The organism is Streptomyces sp. NPDC014733, from assembly GCF_043083385.1.
Classification (GTDB): Bacteria; Actinomycetota; Actinomycetes; order Streptomycetales; family Streptomycetaceae; genus Streptomyces.
The window spans coordinates 530,957-546,483 of record NZ_JBIBYO010000004.1; the positions used below are offsets into that span (position 1 = coordinate 530,957).

Genomic DNA, 15,527 nt, shown 5'->3' on the forward strand with positions numbered 1-15,527 from the left:
GTGCGGCCGCGCCTCAGGCGCCGTCCCCCAGCCCGTACAGCCGCCGTGCGTTGTCCGCCGCGATCAGCGCCGCGACGCGGGCGGCGTCCTCGTAGGACCAGGCGCCGTGGTGCGTCCAGTCGTCGAGGACGGTGCGCAGCGCGGTACGGAAGACGGCGCTGCCGACGGTGTACAGCTCGGGCAGGCCGTAGGCGTCGGTGGAGAAGAGGAGTTTGCCGAACGGGGTCAGCTCCAGGAATTCGGCGAGCACCGCGGCGGCACGGGCGCCGGTGTGGCCGAGGGCGAGGCCGACGTCGGCGTACACGTGCGGGTACACGGCCGCGAGGTAGGCGGCCTGGCGGTGGTACGGGTAGCAGTGCAGCAGGACGAGCGGGGTACCGGTGTCGGCGGTGGCCCGGACGAAGTCGGTGAGCAGGGCCGGATCGGTGTGGTGCAGCCGCAGGTCGGGGTCGCCGAAGCCGGTGTGGAGCTGGAGCGGCAGGCCGGTGGCGACGGCGAGTTCGAGGAGATGGCGGAGCAGGACCGGGTCGGTGAGCCGGTCCTCGCCGGCGGCCAGCCAGGCGCGGGCGGCGGCGTGCACCACGTCCCGGCCCGGCGGGTGGGCCTGGAGGGCGAGACCGTGGCGGTAGGCGGCGACGGTCTTGAAGGCGACGGCGTGCGCCGCGGCACCGGGCACCGAACGGGCCAGGGCGTCGAGGAACTCCTCGGCGTCCACGGCCTGGCGGGCGGCGTGTTCGGCGAGCGTCTCCAGCCGGACGATCTCGTGGCCGGTGCCGCCGCCGGACTCCGCGGTCTCGGCGGGGCCGGTGAGCGGTCCGGGCAGCCCGGTGTCGACGAGGTAGGTGCCGATGCCCGCCGCGGTGAGCAGCAGGCGGCGGGCCTCGTCGGCGCCGACGGCGGCGCGGCGGGCGAGGTAGTCGGCGGGCGGGCAGTGCGGCGGCAGTCCGAGGACCGGCGGGCACCAGCGGCGGACCGCGAAGCCGACCTGGCTGTCGAGGTAGCTGGTGCCCGGGGCGGCCGGCCGGTCGGACTCGGTGAGGAGCCCGGCGAACTCGTCCGCGGAAAGGGGGTGGCGGAGCACGCCGTGGCAGTGGTGGTCGACGAGCGGCGGCAGGCCGTCCCGCGGCGCGGGCGTCACCAGCGCCACCGGGTCTCGGCGGCGATCTCCTCGTCGCCCTCGCCCGCGAACCGCGCGGCCTCCGCGCGGCGTACCGCGAGCACCGCGCCGTGCAGCACCTCGCCCATCGCCTCGCGCAGCGGCGCCGACTTCTCCAGCCGGTCGGCGGAGTCGGTGAGGGTGGTGGGGAGGCGGACGATGCCGCGGCGGCCGCGCTCGCGGACGCCGAGGACGCCCGGGTCACCGCTGACCGGCTCGGGGAGCACGCTGCCGGATGCCAGACCGTGGAGCCCGGCGGCGAGGACCGCGCCGACGACGAGGTAGGGGTTGGCGGCGGCGTCGAAGGGCTTCAGCTCGGCGTGGCCGCCGTCCGGGTCGTCGGGCGCCCCGGTGATCAGCCGCAGCGCGGCCTCGCGGTTCTCCACGCCCCAGCACTGGAAGACGCCCGCCCAGTGGGACGGCTGGAGCCGCAGATAGCTGGCGGGCGAGGGGCAGCCGAGGGCGAGGAGGGCGGGCAGCGCCTCCAGGACGCCGCCGAGGAACGCCGCCGCGTCGGGCGCCAGACCGTGGGCGGCGGTGGGGTCGCGGTGCAGGGAGCGGCCGTCGCGGTGGAGGCTGAGGTGGAGGTGGCAGCCGTTGCCGACCAGTCCGGCGACGACGGTGGGGGCGAAGGAGGCGCGCAGTCCGTGGCGGGCGGAGACGGCGCGGACGGTCTCCCGGACGAGGACGACGTCGTCGGCGGCGCGCACCGGGTCGCCGGCGGCGGTGGAGACCTCGAACTGGCCCGCCGCGTACTCCGGGTGGAGCTGGAGGACGTCGAGGCCCTGGACGGTGAGCGCCTCGGTGACGTCGCGGAGGTAGTCGGAGAGTTCGACGACGCGGGTCATGCCGTAGGCGGGCCCGGCGCAGGGGAAGTCGAGCGGGGCGTCCGGGTCGGTGGCGGCCGGGCTGCCGGGCTCGGGGGCGCGGGTGACGACCCATTCGGTCTCGAAGCCCATCCGCAGCCCCAGGCCGTGCTCCGCCGCCCGTTCGGTCATCCGGCGGGCGAACTGCCGCTGGCAGGCGGGGTGCGGGGCGCCGAGCTGGTCGTAGCGGTCGGCGGGCGCCCAGGCCCAGCCGGGCTGGGCGGCGAGCGGGGTGATGCGGTCCAGGTCGGGGAAGAGCCGCAGATCGCCGTCGGGGCCGCCGATGTGGGTGGATTCGGTGATGGCGTCGTCGGAGGTGAAGACGTCGAAGACCGGGGACATGCCGACGCCGCGGCGGGCGACCTGCTCCAGGCGGTGTGCCGGGACGGCCTTGACGCGGGTGATACCCGCGTTGTCGACCCAGGTCAGGGCGGTGTTGCGGACCCCTTCGGCGTCCAGCCGCGCCGCCAGCTGCTGGGCCTGTGCCGACTGTTGTGCCGACCGCGATTCCATGGTGCGTCCTTACCTCGCGCGTGCCGATGTCTCGGCGTCCGGTGTGCCCACGGGGCGCGTCCGTCCGCGGGGCGGGCCGGCCGCGCGCCCTGCCGGGTGGCCGTCGGGCCCTGGCTCAGGGGCAGTTGAACTCGCACCATACGCACTTGCCGCCGCCCCGCGGTTCCACTCCCCAGACATCCGCCAGCCGGTCGACGAGGAGCAGACCGCGCCCGGAGACCCCGGCCTCGCCCGGTTCGCGGCGCCGGGGGAGGTTGCTGGATTCGTCCTCGACCTCCAGCCGCAGCCGCCGGACGGCGCTGTGCGGCATCTCGACGGCGATGGTGCAGGAACCGTCGGTGTGCAGCAGGGCGTTGGTGATCAGCTCGTCGGCGACGAGTTCGATCTCCTCGGCGCGGTCCCCGGCGCCCCAGGCGCGGACGGCGGAGCGGATCATGTGGCGGGCGGCGCTCAGGCCCTCCGGGTCGGCGGGGGCGATCTGCCGCCGGACGCGGCCGGCGATGTCCTGGTGCGGATCGCCGAGGCGGCGCAGCAGCAGGAAGGCCATGTCGTCCTCGCCGGGGTCGCGGTCGGCGAGGTCGCAGAGGCGGTCGGCGAGGCGCTGGACGTCCTGCGGCCCGCGGCGCACCTCGGCGGCCAACTCGCGGATGCCGTCGCCGAGATCGATGCCCGGCGTCTCGACGAGGCCGTCGGTGCAGAGCAGCAGCGTGTCACCCGGAGCGAGCTGCACCGTGGTGACGGGGTAATCCAGACGGGTGAATTCGGCGGAGAGCCCGAGGGGCAGTCCCCCGGCGACGGGCAGCGGCCGGCAGAGCCCTTCGGCGTGCCGCAGCAGCGGGTCGATGTGCCCGGCGCGGACGAAGCGGGCGGAGCCGGTGCTCAGGTCCGCGTCGACGTAGACGCAGGTGGCGAAGCGGTCGGTGTCCAGCTCCTTGAGGAACGCGGAGGCGCGGGCCATGACGGTGGCGGGGGCGTGGCCCTCGGCGGCGTAGGCGCGCAGCACGATGCGGAGCTGGCCCATGAGGGCGGCGGCCTGGGTGTCGTGGCCCTGGACGTCGCCGACGACGGCGGCGACCCGGCCGTGCGGCAGCGGGATGACGTCGTACCAGTCGCCGCCGATGTCGCGGCCGAGGCGGGCCGAGCGGTAGCGGACGGCGATCTGGGCGCCGGGGACGCCGGGGATGCGGCGCGGCAGCATCGCCTGCTGGAGGCCGGCGGCGAGATCGTGCTCCTGGTCGTGGAGCATGGCGCGGGCCAGGCTCTGGGCGATGCTGGTGCCGAGGGCGACCATCAGGGCGCGTTCCTGCTCGCCGAAGTCCGACTCGCGCTGGAAGAAGATGCCGATGACGCCGATCGGGCGGCCCTGGGCGATCAGCGGGAGGTAGGCGGCGGAGCCCACGTCGAGGGGTTCGATGGCGGGCCAGATGCGCGGGTAGCAGTCCTCGAACTCGGCGCGGCTGCCGACGAACCGCGGGGTGAGGGTGCGCACCACCTCGCTCATGGGGAACTCGTCGCCGATCCGGGTGAGCCCCAGCTCCGGGACGAAGCTGCCCGCCTTGCCCTCGGAGATCAGCCGGATGCGGCCGGACTCGACCAGCCCGAGGATGACGTTCTCGGCGCGCAGCCGGCTCAGCCCCTGGTCGTCGGCGAGGACGGCGATGACGTCGTGGACGGTGCGGGCGTGGGCGAGGGCGGCGGTGGTGCGCTGGACGACGTCGGTGTGGCGGCGGCGCTCCTCGTCGACGGCGATCCGCTCGGCGGCGTGGCGGTACTCCTCCTCGGCGTCGCGGACCACTCCGATGATGCGGACGGGGCGGCCGGTTTCGTCGCGGCGGATGCTGCCCTGGCTGTGGATCCAGTGGAGCGAGCCGTCGCGGTGGCGGGCGCGGTAGTAGGCGCCGTAGGAGTCGCTGCCGTCCTTGAGCGCGCGGGAGACGAGGGCGTCGAGGCGGGCGGCCTCGCCGGGCGGGATGCGGTCGCCGAGGGTGGCGGGCCGGTCGTCGTAGACCTGCGGGGGCACGTCGAAGAGGCGCAGCGCGGGCGGGTCCATGTGCAGCAGCCCGCGGTCGAGGTCCCAGTCGAATCCGCCCATGCGGTTGAGGGCAAGGGTGAGATCCGGGTGGGCGGGCCAGTCGTCCGGCACCGACACGGTGGGCCGCTGAGCTCCCCGGTCAGCCATGCGGCCACTGTCCCACACACCCCGGTATCAGGGCTTTTCGACCGCCTCTCCGCCCTCGCACACCACACAACTGACTTGCGCATCAGTCAGTGTGCTCAACGCGAGAAATTGCCTGCTCATGGCAGGTTTAGCTGACGTAATCAGCGCACATCGTTGCGATGGTCTCAACGTGGCTGCTACGGTCCCGGACCATGACGGACGACCCCGCAGCCCGGGTGCCCGATGAGGCCGGGGCGCTCACGGAACGTGTCCGGCAGGCGATCGACGGGCTGGGATGCAGCCGCCGCGAGATCGCCCGCCGGATCGTGATGGACCCCTCGAAGCTCTCCCGCTCCCTCAACGGCAGCCGCCGCTTCACCGTCGCCGAGATCGTCCGCATCGCCGACATCACCGGTGTCGACGCGGGGCGCCTCCTCGGCCCGGCGCAGCGCCCCGCACCACCGGCCGCGGCCGGTCCGGTGGCGGTGCCGGACGGCGGCCGCCCGCTCCAGATCGTCCGCGAGACCGTCCGGCTCATCGCCGAGCACGGCTTCCACGGCGTCCGGGTCGCCGACATCGCGGCGGCCTGCGGCACCAGCACCGCGGCGGTGCACTACCACTTCCCCGGCCGCGACGAGCTGCTGGAGGCCGCGGTGCGCTGGTGCATGGACGAGGACACCGCGCGCCGCGCTGCGGGCCTCGCCGCCGCGGCCGACGCCCGCGGCGAGCTGCTGCACCTGATCGCCCTTCAGACGCCCCGCACCGACCAGCAGCGCCGTCAGTGGCTGGTCTGGCTGGACCTGTGGGCGCAGGCCGCCCGCTCCACCGCGATCGGCCGCCTCCACGAGCACTACTACCGGCAGTGGCGCACCACCGTCGCCGATGTGCTGCGCCGCGGCATCGACCAGGGCGTCTTCCGCGACCTGGACCCGGAGTTCACCGCGCTGCGGCTGACCGCGCTGATCGACGGTCTCGCCACCCAGGTCCTGGCCACCGCGCCGGACAGCACCGGCCCCGACACCATGCACGACGCCCTGCTCGCCTTCGTGGCGAGCGAGGTCACCGCGGACTGAGTCCGCGCGCTCCCCCGGCCGCCGCCGCCCCGGCGCCGGCCTTCCCCTGCCCCCTTCCGAAGGGAATCCCGTGAACAACGAGGTCATCATCACCTGTGCGCTGACCGGCGCGGGCGACACCGTCGGCCGCTCCCCGCACGTCCCGGTGACGCCGGAGCAGATCGCCGCCTCCGCCGTCGAGGCGGCCGCGGCCGGCGCCGCCGTCGTCCACATCCACGTCCGCGACCCCGAGACCGGCGCGCCCTCGCGCGACCCGAAGCTGTACGCGGAGACCGTCGCCCGGATCAAGGACACCGGCACCGACGTCATCATCAACCTCACCGCCGGGATGGGCGGTGACCTGGTGCTCGACGCCGACCAGCCGCTGGAGAAGGGCGCGCTGCCCGGCACCGACCTGGTCGGCGGTCTGGAGCGGCTGCCGCACGTCGAGGACCTGCTCCCCGACATCTGCACGCTGGACTGCGGTTCGCTCAACTTCGGCGACGATCTGTACATCTCCACCCCGGAGATGCTGCGCAAGGGCGCCAAGCGCATCCAGGAGCTGGGGGTGCGGCCGGAGCTGGAGATCTTCGACACCGGTCAGCTGTGGTTCGCCAAGCAGCTGCTCGCCGAGGGGCTGCTCGACGACCCGACCGTCTTCCAGCTGTGCATGGGCGTCCCGTGGGGCGCTCCCGCCGACCCGGGCGTGCTCCAGTCGATGGTGAACATGCTGCCCGAGGGCGCGCAGTGGGCCAGCTTCGCGCTGGGCCGGATGCAGATGCCGTGGGTGGCGCAGTCGATCCTGCTCGGCGGCAACGTCCGCGTCGGCCTGGAGGACAACCTCTACCTCAGCAAGGGCGTGAAGGCCACCAACGGCCAGCTCGTCGAGCGCGCCGTGCAGGTCACCGAGTTGCTGGGCGCCTCGGTCGCCACGCCCGACCAGGCCCGTGCCCGCCTCGGCCTCAAGCCCCGCGGCTGACCGTCCGCCCCCGCCCCGTCCTCCCCCACCCGGACCACCTGGAGTTCCCCATGACCACCACTCCTCCCGCCCCCTGCGCCCCCGAGGACGTCCGCCGCGTCGCCTGCATCGGCGCCGGTGTCATCGGCGGCGGCTGGGTCGCCCACTTCCTCGCCCGCGGCTACGACGTGACCGCCTGGGACCCGGCCCCCGACGCCGAGGAGAAGCTGCGCCGGCTGGTCGCCGCCGCCTGGCCCGCGCTGGAGCAGCTCGGCCTGGCCGAGGGCGCCTCGCAGGACCGGCTGACGGTCACCACGACGCTCGCCGAGGCCGTCGCCGACGCCCAGTTCGTCCAGGAGAGCGCCCCGGAGAAGCTGGAGCTGAAGCGCTCCCTCCTCGCCGAGCTGGACGCCGCCACCCCGCCCGGCGTGGTCATCGCCTCGTCGACCTCCGGCTACCCGATGACCGACATGCAGACGGAGGCGGCCGACCCGGGCCGTCTGGTCGTCGGCCACCCGTTCAACCCGCCGTACCTGATCCCGCTGGTCGAGGTCGTCGGCGGCGAGACCACCGCCGCGGACGCCGTCGCCTGGTCGTCGCGCTTCTACGACGTGGCGGGCAAGTCCGTCATCACCATGGACCGCGAGCTGCCCGGCTTCATCGCCAACCGCCTCCAGGAGGCGCTGTGGCGCGAGGCGCTGCACATGGTCGCCAACGGTGAGGCGACGGTGAAGGACATCGACGACTCGATCACCGAGGGCCCGGGGCTGCGCTGGGCGTTCATGGGCCCCTGCCTGACCTTCGCGCTGGCCGGCGGCGAGGGCGGCATGGGCCACATGCTCGACCACTTCGGCCCGTCGCTGAAGTCGCCGTGGACCCGCCTGGAGGCCCCCGAGCTGGACCGCGAGCTGCGCGACGCGATGGTCGAGGGCTGCGAGGAGGCCGCCGGCGAGCGGACGTACGCGGATCTCGTCGCCGAGCGCGACCAGGGCGTCATCGACGTGCTGCGCGCCACCGGCCGCCTGGGAGGCACCGCCCGATGACGGCTCCGCTCCCCCTCTTCCGGCAGACCGTCCGGGACGAGTGGATCGACTACAACGGCCACCTCAGCGAGGCGTACTACGTTCTCGTCTTCGGGTTCGCGACGGACGCGCTGATGGCGGAGACCGGGCTGGACGACGCCTACCGCGCGGAGTCGGGCTGCTCGCTGTACACGGTCGAGGCGCACGTCCGCTATCTGGACGAGGTGGCGCGCGGCAGCGCGCTGACGGTCCGCACCTCGGTGCTGGGCGTCGACGCGAAGAAGGTGCGGTTCGCGCACGAGATGTTCGTGGGTGAGCCGGGCGAGGCGCCGGTGGCGACGGAGGAGCTGTTCGCGCTCCACGTCGACCAGGGCACGGGCCGCTCCGCGCCGCTGCCCGAGGCGACGCACCGCCGGCTCACCGGGCTGGTGGTGCCCGCACCCGCCTGGGCGGGACGCGGTATCCGCGCGGTCTGACGCGCCGCCGCCGGGGCCCTCGGAGGACATCCTCCGAGGGCCCCGGCGTCTGCGTTCCGGCTCCGGCGCACGCGCCCCCGGCGCGCCTGTGCGCCGGAACACGGGGCGTCGTGCGGGGATGGCGGCGCCGGTTCGGTGGCAGCCTTGAGGAACCGGGCGAGAGCGCGCCGCGACACCTGCGTGTACGACGGAACCGCCGTCCGCAGCGCCTGGCGGTACAGGTACGCCAAGGCCGGATGCCCCTACGGCGTCCGCAACGCCAGCTGGCGCACTTTCGGGGTCAGGGAGAAGCCGTAGCGGGGCTCTCGGGCACGGGAAGGGCCGAGGGAGCCGGTACCGCAAGCCGCACCCGGGTACGTCAACTCCTGCCGACAGACTGGTATTTGATGCCTGCACAGCCCTCACGAGAGGGCAGTAGGAAAGTTTCCTAACAATGACGGGCAGACGTCTTGACCCGTACATGACTCGGCGTCAGGATTCCTCGGGAACGGCTCCCCGTGCCGAACCAGGAGACGCACATGACGCCCACCCCCCGCGCCAAGAAGCCCCTCCACAAGAACCCCCGCATCGGCATCCCGGCGGCCGGCGCCGCCGCCCTCGCGCTCGCCGGCGGCGTGCTGATGTGGTCCCCCGCCGGACGCGCCGACGCCTCCCCGCACCGCGCGGCGGGCGGCTTCACCGCCGTCGCCGCCGGGGACATCGCCGAGCAGTGCACCGCGGACAGCAGCGACTGCGAACACCCCAAGACCGCCGCGCTGGTGAAGAAGATCAACCCGAAGTTCATCATGACGATGGGCGACAACCAGTACGACGACGCCCGCCTCAAGGACTTCACCCGCTACTACGACAAGACCTGGGGCGTGTTCAAGAACAAGACCCACCCCATCCCGGGCAACCACGAGACCTACGACCCGGACGGCGAGTTCAAGGGCTACAAGTCCTACTTCGGCAAGATCGCCTACCCCGACGGCAAGCCGTACTACAGCTACGACGAGGGCAACTGGCACTTCATCGCCCTCGACACCAACAACCTCACCTCCGCCCAGCTGAAGTGGTTCAAGGCCGACCTCAAGGCCACGTCCAAGAAGTGCGTCGCCGCCTACTTCCACCACCCGCTCTTCTCCTCCGGCGAACACGGCAACGACCCGGTCAGCCGCCCCGTCTGGAAGGCGCTCTACGACGCCAAGGCGGAGCTGGTGCTCAACGGCCACGACCACCACTACGAGCGGTTCGCCCCGCAGAACCCGGACGGCAAGCGGGACGACAAGAACGGCATCGTCGAACTCCTCGGCGGCATGGGCGGCGCCCACCCGTACAAGATCGAGGAGGTCCAGCCCAACAGCCAGAAGCGGCTGACCGACACCTTCGGGGTGGTCAAGCTCAACTTCACCGACACCGGCTTCTCCTGGGACCTGGTCGGCACGGACGGCAAGACCAAGGACAGCAGCCCGTCCTACACCTGCCACTGATCCCGAAGGCGGGCACCGGGCACCATGTATCTCGCTACCACGGACGCGGCCACCACGGCGACCAAGGTGACGCGGGGCCGCGTCGGCGGGCCGGTACTGGCCCTCGGCGCGGTCAGCCTCGTCACCGACATCTCCTCGGAGATGGTCACCGCCGTGCTACCGCTGTACTTCGTCATCCAACTCGGCCTCTCCCCCCTCCAGTTCGGCTTCCTCGACGGCCTCTACAACGGCGCCACCGCCCTCGTCCGGCTGCTCGGCGGGCACGCCGCCGACCGCGGCGGGCGCCACAAACTCGTCGCCGGCTGGGGCTACGCCCTCTCCGCCCTCTCCCGCCTGGGGCTGCTGCTCTCCGGCGGCGCCACCCTCGGCATCGGCGCCTCCCTCGCCGCCGACCGCCTCGGCAAGGGCGTCCGCACCGCCCCCCGGGACGCGCTGATCTCGCTCAGCGCCCCACCGAACGCGCTCGGCCGCGCCTTCGGGGTGCACCGCGCGATGGACACCACCGGTGCGCTGCTCGGCCCGCTCGCCGCGTTCGCGCTGCTGTGGGCCACCGCCGACGCCTACGACGCGGTCTTCGTCGTCAGCTTCTGCGTCGGGCTGCTGGGCGTGCTGCTGCTCGTCGTCCTCGTACCGGACCGCGCGGCGGCGCCCGTACCGCAGCCCACCACGCCCCGGCCGCGCGCCGCGCTGCTGGCCCCGCTGCGGGACGGGGCGTTCCGGCGGATCTTCGTCGCCGCCGCGCTGCTGGGCGCCGCGACCATCGGCGACTCGTTCCTCTATCTGCTGCTGCAACGGCGGCTGGAGTTCGCGGTCAGCTGGTTCCCGCTGCTGCCGCTGGGCGCCGCGGCGGTCTATCTGCTGCTGGCGGTGCCCGCCGGACGGCTCGGCGACCGCATCGGCCGCCGGGTGCCGTTCCTCGCCGGCCACGCCGCCCTGCTCGGCGGCTACCTCCTGCTGCTGACCTCCGGCGCCGGGCTGCCGCTGCTCGCCGCCGTCCTGCTGCTGCTCGGCGTCTTCTACGCGGCGACCGACGGCGTCCTGATGGCGCTGGCCGGGCCGGTCCTCGCGGCCGAACGCCGGGCGAGCGGGATGGCGCTGCTCCAGACCGGCCAGGCGCTGTGCCGGTTGCTGGCGGCCGCCGGGTTCGGCGCCGCCTGGACGCTGTGGGGCACCCGTCCGGCGCTGATCGCCGCGGTCGCCGCACTGGCCGTCGCCCTGCTCGCCGCGGTCCTCCTGCTCCCCCGCACGGAAAGGCACCTCACATCGGCATGAACCCACCTCGACGCCAGAAGCCCGCGGCCCAGGAGCCCGAGAACCCGCGCCCCGAGGGCCCCGGGCCGGGCACCGCCTCCCCGGGCGCCCGGCCGGCCGCCGGGGCCGCGGCCCGGTTCGCCGCGCTGCCGCTGCGGATCCGCGTCCTCGCGCTGACCGTGACCGGCGCGCTGCTGGCCGGGGTCGCCGTGGCGTACACCGTGGGCGCGGCCCGCCGGGCCGAACCGGCCGACCCCGTCTCGGCGTTCGGCCTCGACCACGGCCAGCTGTACTTCCGCTCGACCGGCGCCGGGACCGGCCGCGTCGCCCGGCTGCCCGCCACCGGCGCCGCCGTCTCCCCCGCCGCCCACGAACCGGGGCGGCGCACCACCGGCGGCCCGCGCTGCGACCGCTTCTACGCCGCGGCCCGCACCGGGCTGTGCCTGACGCGCCGCCCCGGCATCCCGCCGCGCTCGTACGCCGTCGTCCTCGACGAGCAACTGCGCGAGAAGCGCCGCATCGGGCTGACCGGCATCCCCAACCGGGCGCGGGTCTCGGCGTCCGGCCGGATGCTGTCGTGGACGATGTTCGCCACCGGCGACTCGTACGCCACCACGTCCTTCTCCACCCGCACCTCGATCCTCGACACCCGCACCGGCTACCTGATCAAGAACATGGAGGACATCCCCCTCACCCTCGACGGCCGCCGCTACCACGCCCCCGACGTCAACTACTGGGGCGTCACCTTCGCCCGCGACGACAACACCTTCTACGCGACGGTCTCCACCGCGGGCAAGACCTACCTGGTAAAGGGCGACCTGCACCGATGGCGGGCCCGCACGCTCCGCGAGAACGTCGAGTGCCCCTCGCTCTCCCCCGACAACACCCGCCTGGCGTTCAAGAAACGCGTCCGCGACGGCGCCCGGGACCCGTGGCGGCTCTACGTCCTCGATCTGCGCACCCTCCAGGAGCGTCCGCTCGCCGAGACCCGCAGCGTCGACGACCAGGCCGCCTGGCTGGACGACGCCACGCTCGCCTATGCGCTGCCCGGCAAGGAGAGCGGCTCCAGCGACATCTGGACCGTGCCCGCCGACGGCCACGGCTCCCCCGCCCTGCGCGTCCCCGATGCCTCGTCCCCGGCCCGGGTGCCGTGACCCGGACGCGTGGCGGCCCCGTTCCCGGCGCACAATCGAAGGGTGAGTGACGAGCAGAGGGACACCCTCCCCGAGACCCCCCGCCCCGCCGCCGAAGCCGGCGACCCGGCCTGCTGGCTGGACCGGGTCTGCGAGGTCTGCGGGCGGATCGACGACCGGCCGGACGGGGCGCGCGACGGCTGCCGCCTCTGCGCCGAGGAGGCGGCGGAGCCCGCCCCGGCCACACCGCCGACGGCCGTCCGCCGCCGTGACCGGGACGCCGACGGCCGGGCCCGCAACGCGCGGCCCCGCGACGGGCTCGGCCGGCCGCTGCCGTACGGCGCACCGGGCGTGGCCCGCCAGCCCGAGGGCGTGGTCCGGACGCCGGAGGCGACAGTGACCGAGGCGCAGCGGCTGCTCGACGCGGGGATGCCGTTCCACGCCCACGAGGTGCTGGAGGACGCCTGGAAGACCGCCGGCGAAGCGGAGCGCGCCCTCTGGCGTGGCCTGGCGCAGCTCGCCGTCGGCCTCACCCACGCGGCCCGCGCCAACGCCGCCGGCGCCGTCGCCCTGCTCGACCGCGGCGCGGCGGCCCTCGCCCCGTACGCGGACACCGCTCCGTACGGCATCGACATCGCCGCGCTGACCGCCTGGGCCCGGCGCCTGACCGCACGGCTGCGGGACGCCCCGGCGGATCCGGTCCCGGCGGCCGGTGCGGCGCCGCGGCTGCGCGGCTGAGCCACGACGCCGGGGCCCGTCGGCGGCACCGCCCTTACGGCGCCCGCGGTCCGTCCCGTTCGTCCGCCCGGCGGCGCAGATGCTGACGCCGGGCCAGTGCCGCACCCATGGCGAGGACGGCGGCGCCGACGGCGCCGCCCCACAGGGCGAGCGCGTCCCGCCACGGCGAGTTGCCGGCCTCGTCGGTGCGGGTGGTGTGCGGGGCGGGCTCCGTATCGGGGCCCGGGGCCACCGCGCGGGTCATCGAGCCGATCGGCTCCGCGGTGCCCACGCTGTCGAAACCCCAGTCCAGCAGCGCGGCGGCCTCCTTGTAGACGCCGTTGGCCGCGCCGGACCGCGGGTTCATGACCGTCACCAGCAGGGTGTGCCCGTTGCGCCGGGCGGCGGCGATCAGGGTGTTGCCCGCGTGGGTGGTGTAGCCGTTCTTCACCCCGATGATCCCCGGGTAGCGGGCCATCCCGTTGGTGCCGGACAGCAGCCGGTTGGTGTTCTCGATGCGGGTGACCCCGCCGGCGGTCGGGAAGTCGGCCCGGGCGGTGGAGCAGTAGCGCGCGAAGTCGGCGTTGGCGAGCCCCGCCCGGGCGAAGACCGTCAGGTCGTACGCGGACGAGACCTGGCCCGGCGTGTCGTATCCGTCCGGGGATTTCACGGTCGTGTCCTTGGCACCGAGTTCCCGGGCCTTCGCCTGCATCTCCCGGGCGGTCGCCTCCCAGCCGCCGTTCATCGACGCGAGGACGTGCACCGCGTCGTTGCCCGAGCGCAGGAACACCCCGCGCCACAGGTCGGCCACCGTATAGCTGCTGCCCGCCTCGACACCGACGAGACTGCTGCCCGAGCCGACCCCCTCCAGTTCGGCGGGCTCGACCCGGTGCACCGAGTCCGCGGCGAACTTCGGCAGCGCGGTGACCGCGAACAGGGTCTTGAGGGTGCTGGCCGGCGGCAGTTTGCGGTGCAGGTCCTTGGCGGCCAGGACACTGCCGGAGTCGGCGTCGGTGACGGCCCACGACAGGGCGGAGAGGTTCTCCGGGAGCGGGGGCACCCCGGGATCGTCGGCCACCTGCACCCCGGCGACGGCCGGAGCGGGCGGGTGGTGCGCGTCGGCGGCGAGAGCCGGGGCCGGTATACAGGCCGACGAGACGCCGGTGACGACGAGCACCGCCAGTGCACCGGCCTTCCGGGACAGGAATGCATCGAGTGACATGACGATCACGCTAGGGAGCTGCCGGGTGTCCCGCAGGGCGGCTGAGCCAGACGGACGACAGTCGCGGCCCGCTGCGGCGCGCCCCCACGCACAGCGACCCGCCCGGTGCGACGGGGGATGCACACCGGGCGGGTCTCAACACCTTTCTACCGCATCGCAGAACACTTATGCCTCGGAAAGCGTGTTCGTCGGCGGCTCACCACGTCACGGGCAGCGAGTTCAGGCCACGTGCGCGTAGCGTCCGGCGGTGGGTGAGCGACTCCCGCGGGACGTCCAGCCGCAGCCCGGGGAACCGTTCGAGGAGCGCGCCGAGCGCGACCGCCGTCTCCATCCGGGCCAGCGGCGCCCCCAGGCAGTGGTGGATTCCGTGGCCCAGGGCGAGATGGCCGGAGAGGCCGCGGGCGAGGTCCAGGCGGTCCGCGGCGGGAAAACGGGCCTCGTCGCGGTTGGCGGAGGCGACGGAGAGCAGCACACAGTCACCCGCCGGGACGCGGACGCCGCCGATCTCCAGGTCCTCGCGGGGGAAGCGCCGGATGGCGAGCGGGGCCGGCGGATCGAAGCGCATGAACTCCTCCACGGCGTTCGGCAGTTCGGCCGGATTACGGCACAACGCCTGCAACTGCTCGGGGTGGTCGAGGAGGGCGAGGACGGCGTTGCCGATGAGGTGGACGGTGTTCTCGTATCCGGCGAAGAGGATCAGGAAGGCCAGCGAGGTCAGTTCGTCCTCGGAGAGCCGGTCGCCGCCGGGCGCGGGGGCGTCCGGTGCGGTGGCGTCCGGGGTGTCGCGTACCGCGACGAGTTCGGAGAGCAGATCGTCGGCGGGGTGGGCGCGCTTGGTGGCGATGAGGCCGGTGAAGTAGGCGAACAGCTCGCCGACGGCCTGCTTCATCAGCTCCGGGCGGGACGGGTCGGGGGTGATCAGCCGGTCCGTCCAGGCACGGAAGTCCCGCCGGTCGGCGCGGGGGATGCCGAGCAGGTCGCAGATGACGACGATCGGCAGCTGCCCGGCGTAGTCGGCGAGCAGGTCGGCGCGTCCGGCCGGTTCGACGGCGTCGAGCAGCTCGTCGGCGAGGCGGCGTACGGAGGGGCGCAGCGCCTCGACGCGGCCCGGGGTGAAGGCGCGGACGACCAGACGGCGCACCCGGGTGTGGTCCGGCGGGTCCATGTTGAGGAGATTGGCGTCGAGCGCCGGGGGCAGCGCGAAGCCGCGGTAGCTGCCGGGCGTGGCATGGCGGCGGTCGAGGGAGAGCCGCGGGTCGGCGAGCGCGGCGCGGACGTCGTCGTAGCGGGTGACGAGCCAGGCGGGTTGTCCGTCGGGGCCGACGATGCGGTGGACGGGGCCGCTCTCGCGCAGGGCGGCGTACGCGGTGTGCGGATCGTCGAGCAGAGGCGTCACATCGACGGGTGCTGCGGGGCCGGTCTCGGCGGTGTTCTGCATGGTGCCCGACTCTAGGCGGCTCGGGCCGCGCGGGCCGAACTCCCCGGCCGGGCAAGGGTACTGAGGTCCGGGAAGGCCGGGCGCTCCCCCGGTCGC

At 74.2% G+C, this 15,527-nt stretch carries 13 protein-coding genes; 8 read left to right on the forward strand and 5 right to left on the reverse strand.

From position 1 onward, the window contains the following. Positions 1-13: 13 nt before the first annotated feature. From ACF1BH_RS13485 to ACF1BH_RS13495, 3 genes are all read right to left on the reverse strand, one after another. Positions 14-1,141 carry an amidohydrolase family protein gene (locus tag ACF1BH_RS13485; protein ID WP_391642666.1) on the reverse strand — a complete coding sequence of 376 codons (1,128 nt, stop codon included), beginning with the start codon at positions 1,139-1,141 and terminating at the stop codon, positions 14-16. Continuing rightward, positions 1,135-2,535: a glutamine synthetase gene (locus ACF1BH_RS13490; RefSeq protein WP_391642605.1), complete on the reverse strand. Its 1,401-nt coding sequence runs from the start codon at positions 2,533-2,535 to the stop codon at positions 1,135-1,137. Before ACF1BH_RS13490 ends, ACF1BH_RS13485 begins: the two co-directional genes overlap by 7 nt. A gap of 115 nt (positions 2,536-2,650) precedes the next feature. After that, positions 2,651-4,714: a SpoIIE family protein phosphatase gene (locus ACF1BH_RS13495; protein WP_391642606.1), complete on the reverse strand. Its 2,064-nt coding sequence runs from the start codon at positions 4,712-4,714 to the stop codon at positions 2,651-2,653. Between the two features lie 191 nt (positions 4,715-4,905). On the opposite strand from ACF1BH_RS13495, the gene ACF1BH_RS13500 reads away from it, so the two are divergent. The 8 genes from ACF1BH_RS13500 to ACF1BH_RS13535 all read left to right on the forward strand — a co-directional run bounded on the left by ACF1BH_RS13500 (position 4,906) and on the right by ACF1BH_RS13535 (position 12,792). Continuing rightward, a complete protein-coding gene (locus ACF1BH_RS13500; protein WP_391642607.1) occupies positions 4,906-5,766 on the forward strand; it encodes a TetR family transcriptional regulator C-terminal domain-containing protein in 861 nt (286 codons plus the stop codon). A 70-nt stretch (positions 5,767-5,836) separates the two neighbouring features. Next, a complete protein-coding gene (locus tag ACF1BH_RS13505) occupies positions 5,837-6,724 on the forward strand; it encodes a 3-keto-5-aminohexanoate cleavage protein (protein ID WP_391642608.1) in 888 nt (295 codons plus the stop codon). Between the two features lie 50 nt (positions 6,725-6,774). After that, the gene (locus ACF1BH_RS13510) at positions 6,775-7,746 is read left to right on the forward strand and encodes a 3-hydroxyacyl-CoA dehydrogenase NAD-binding domain-containing protein (protein WP_391642609.1); all 972 of its coding nucleotides are present in this window, start codon (positions 6,775-6,777) and stop codon (positions 7,744-7,746) included. Beyond that, positions 7,743-8,201, forward strand: coding sequence for a thioesterase family protein (locus tag ACF1BH_RS13515; protein WP_391642610.1), 459 nt, complete (start codon positions 7,743-7,745; stop codon positions 8,199-8,201). The genes ACF1BH_RS13510 and ACF1BH_RS13515 overlap by 4 nt, the downstream gene beginning before the upstream one ends. A gap of 518 nt (positions 8,202-8,719) precedes the next feature. Further along, entirely contained in the window at positions 8,720-9,670 is a 951-nt protein-coding gene (locus ACF1BH_RS13520; protein WP_391642611.1) for a metallophosphoesterase family protein, read from the forward strand. 24 nt (positions 9,671-9,694) lie between these two features. Further along, on the forward strand, positions 9,695-10,942 hold the full coding sequence (locus ACF1BH_RS13525; protein WP_391642612.1) for an MFS transporter: 1,248 nt from the start codon (positions 9,695-9,697) through the stop codon (positions 10,940-10,942). Next, a complete protein-coding gene (locus ACF1BH_RS13530) occupies positions 10,939-12,075 on the forward strand; it encodes a hypothetical protein (RefSeq protein ID WP_391642613.1) in 1,137 nt (378 codons plus the stop codon). The genes ACF1BH_RS13525 and ACF1BH_RS13530 overlap by 4 nt, the downstream gene beginning before the upstream one ends. Before the next feature lie 42 nt (positions 12,076-12,117). Further along, positions 12,118-12,792 carry a DUF309 domain-containing protein gene (locus ACF1BH_RS13535; protein ID WP_391642614.1) on the forward strand — a complete coding sequence of 225 codons (675 nt, stop codon included), beginning with the start codon at positions 12,118-12,120 and terminating at the stop codon, positions 12,790-12,792. Between the two features lie 34 nt (positions 12,793-12,826). Here ACF1BH_RS13535 and ACF1BH_RS13540 read toward each other — a convergent pair whose 3' ends face one another. Beyond that, on the reverse strand, positions 12,827-13,993 hold the full coding sequence (locus tag ACF1BH_RS13540) for a D-alanyl-D-alanine carboxypeptidase family protein (protein WP_391642615.1): 1,167 nt from the start codon (positions 13,991-13,993) through the stop codon (positions 12,827-12,829). Between the two features lie 196 nt (positions 13,994-14,189). Continuing rightward, positions 14,190-15,431 carry a cytochrome P450 gene (locus ACF1BH_RS13545; protein WP_391642616.1) on the reverse strand — a complete coding sequence of 414 codons (1,242 nt, stop codon included), beginning with the start codon at positions 15,429-15,431 and terminating at the stop codon, positions 14,190-14,192. Positions 15,432-15,527 lie beyond the last annotated feature (96 nt).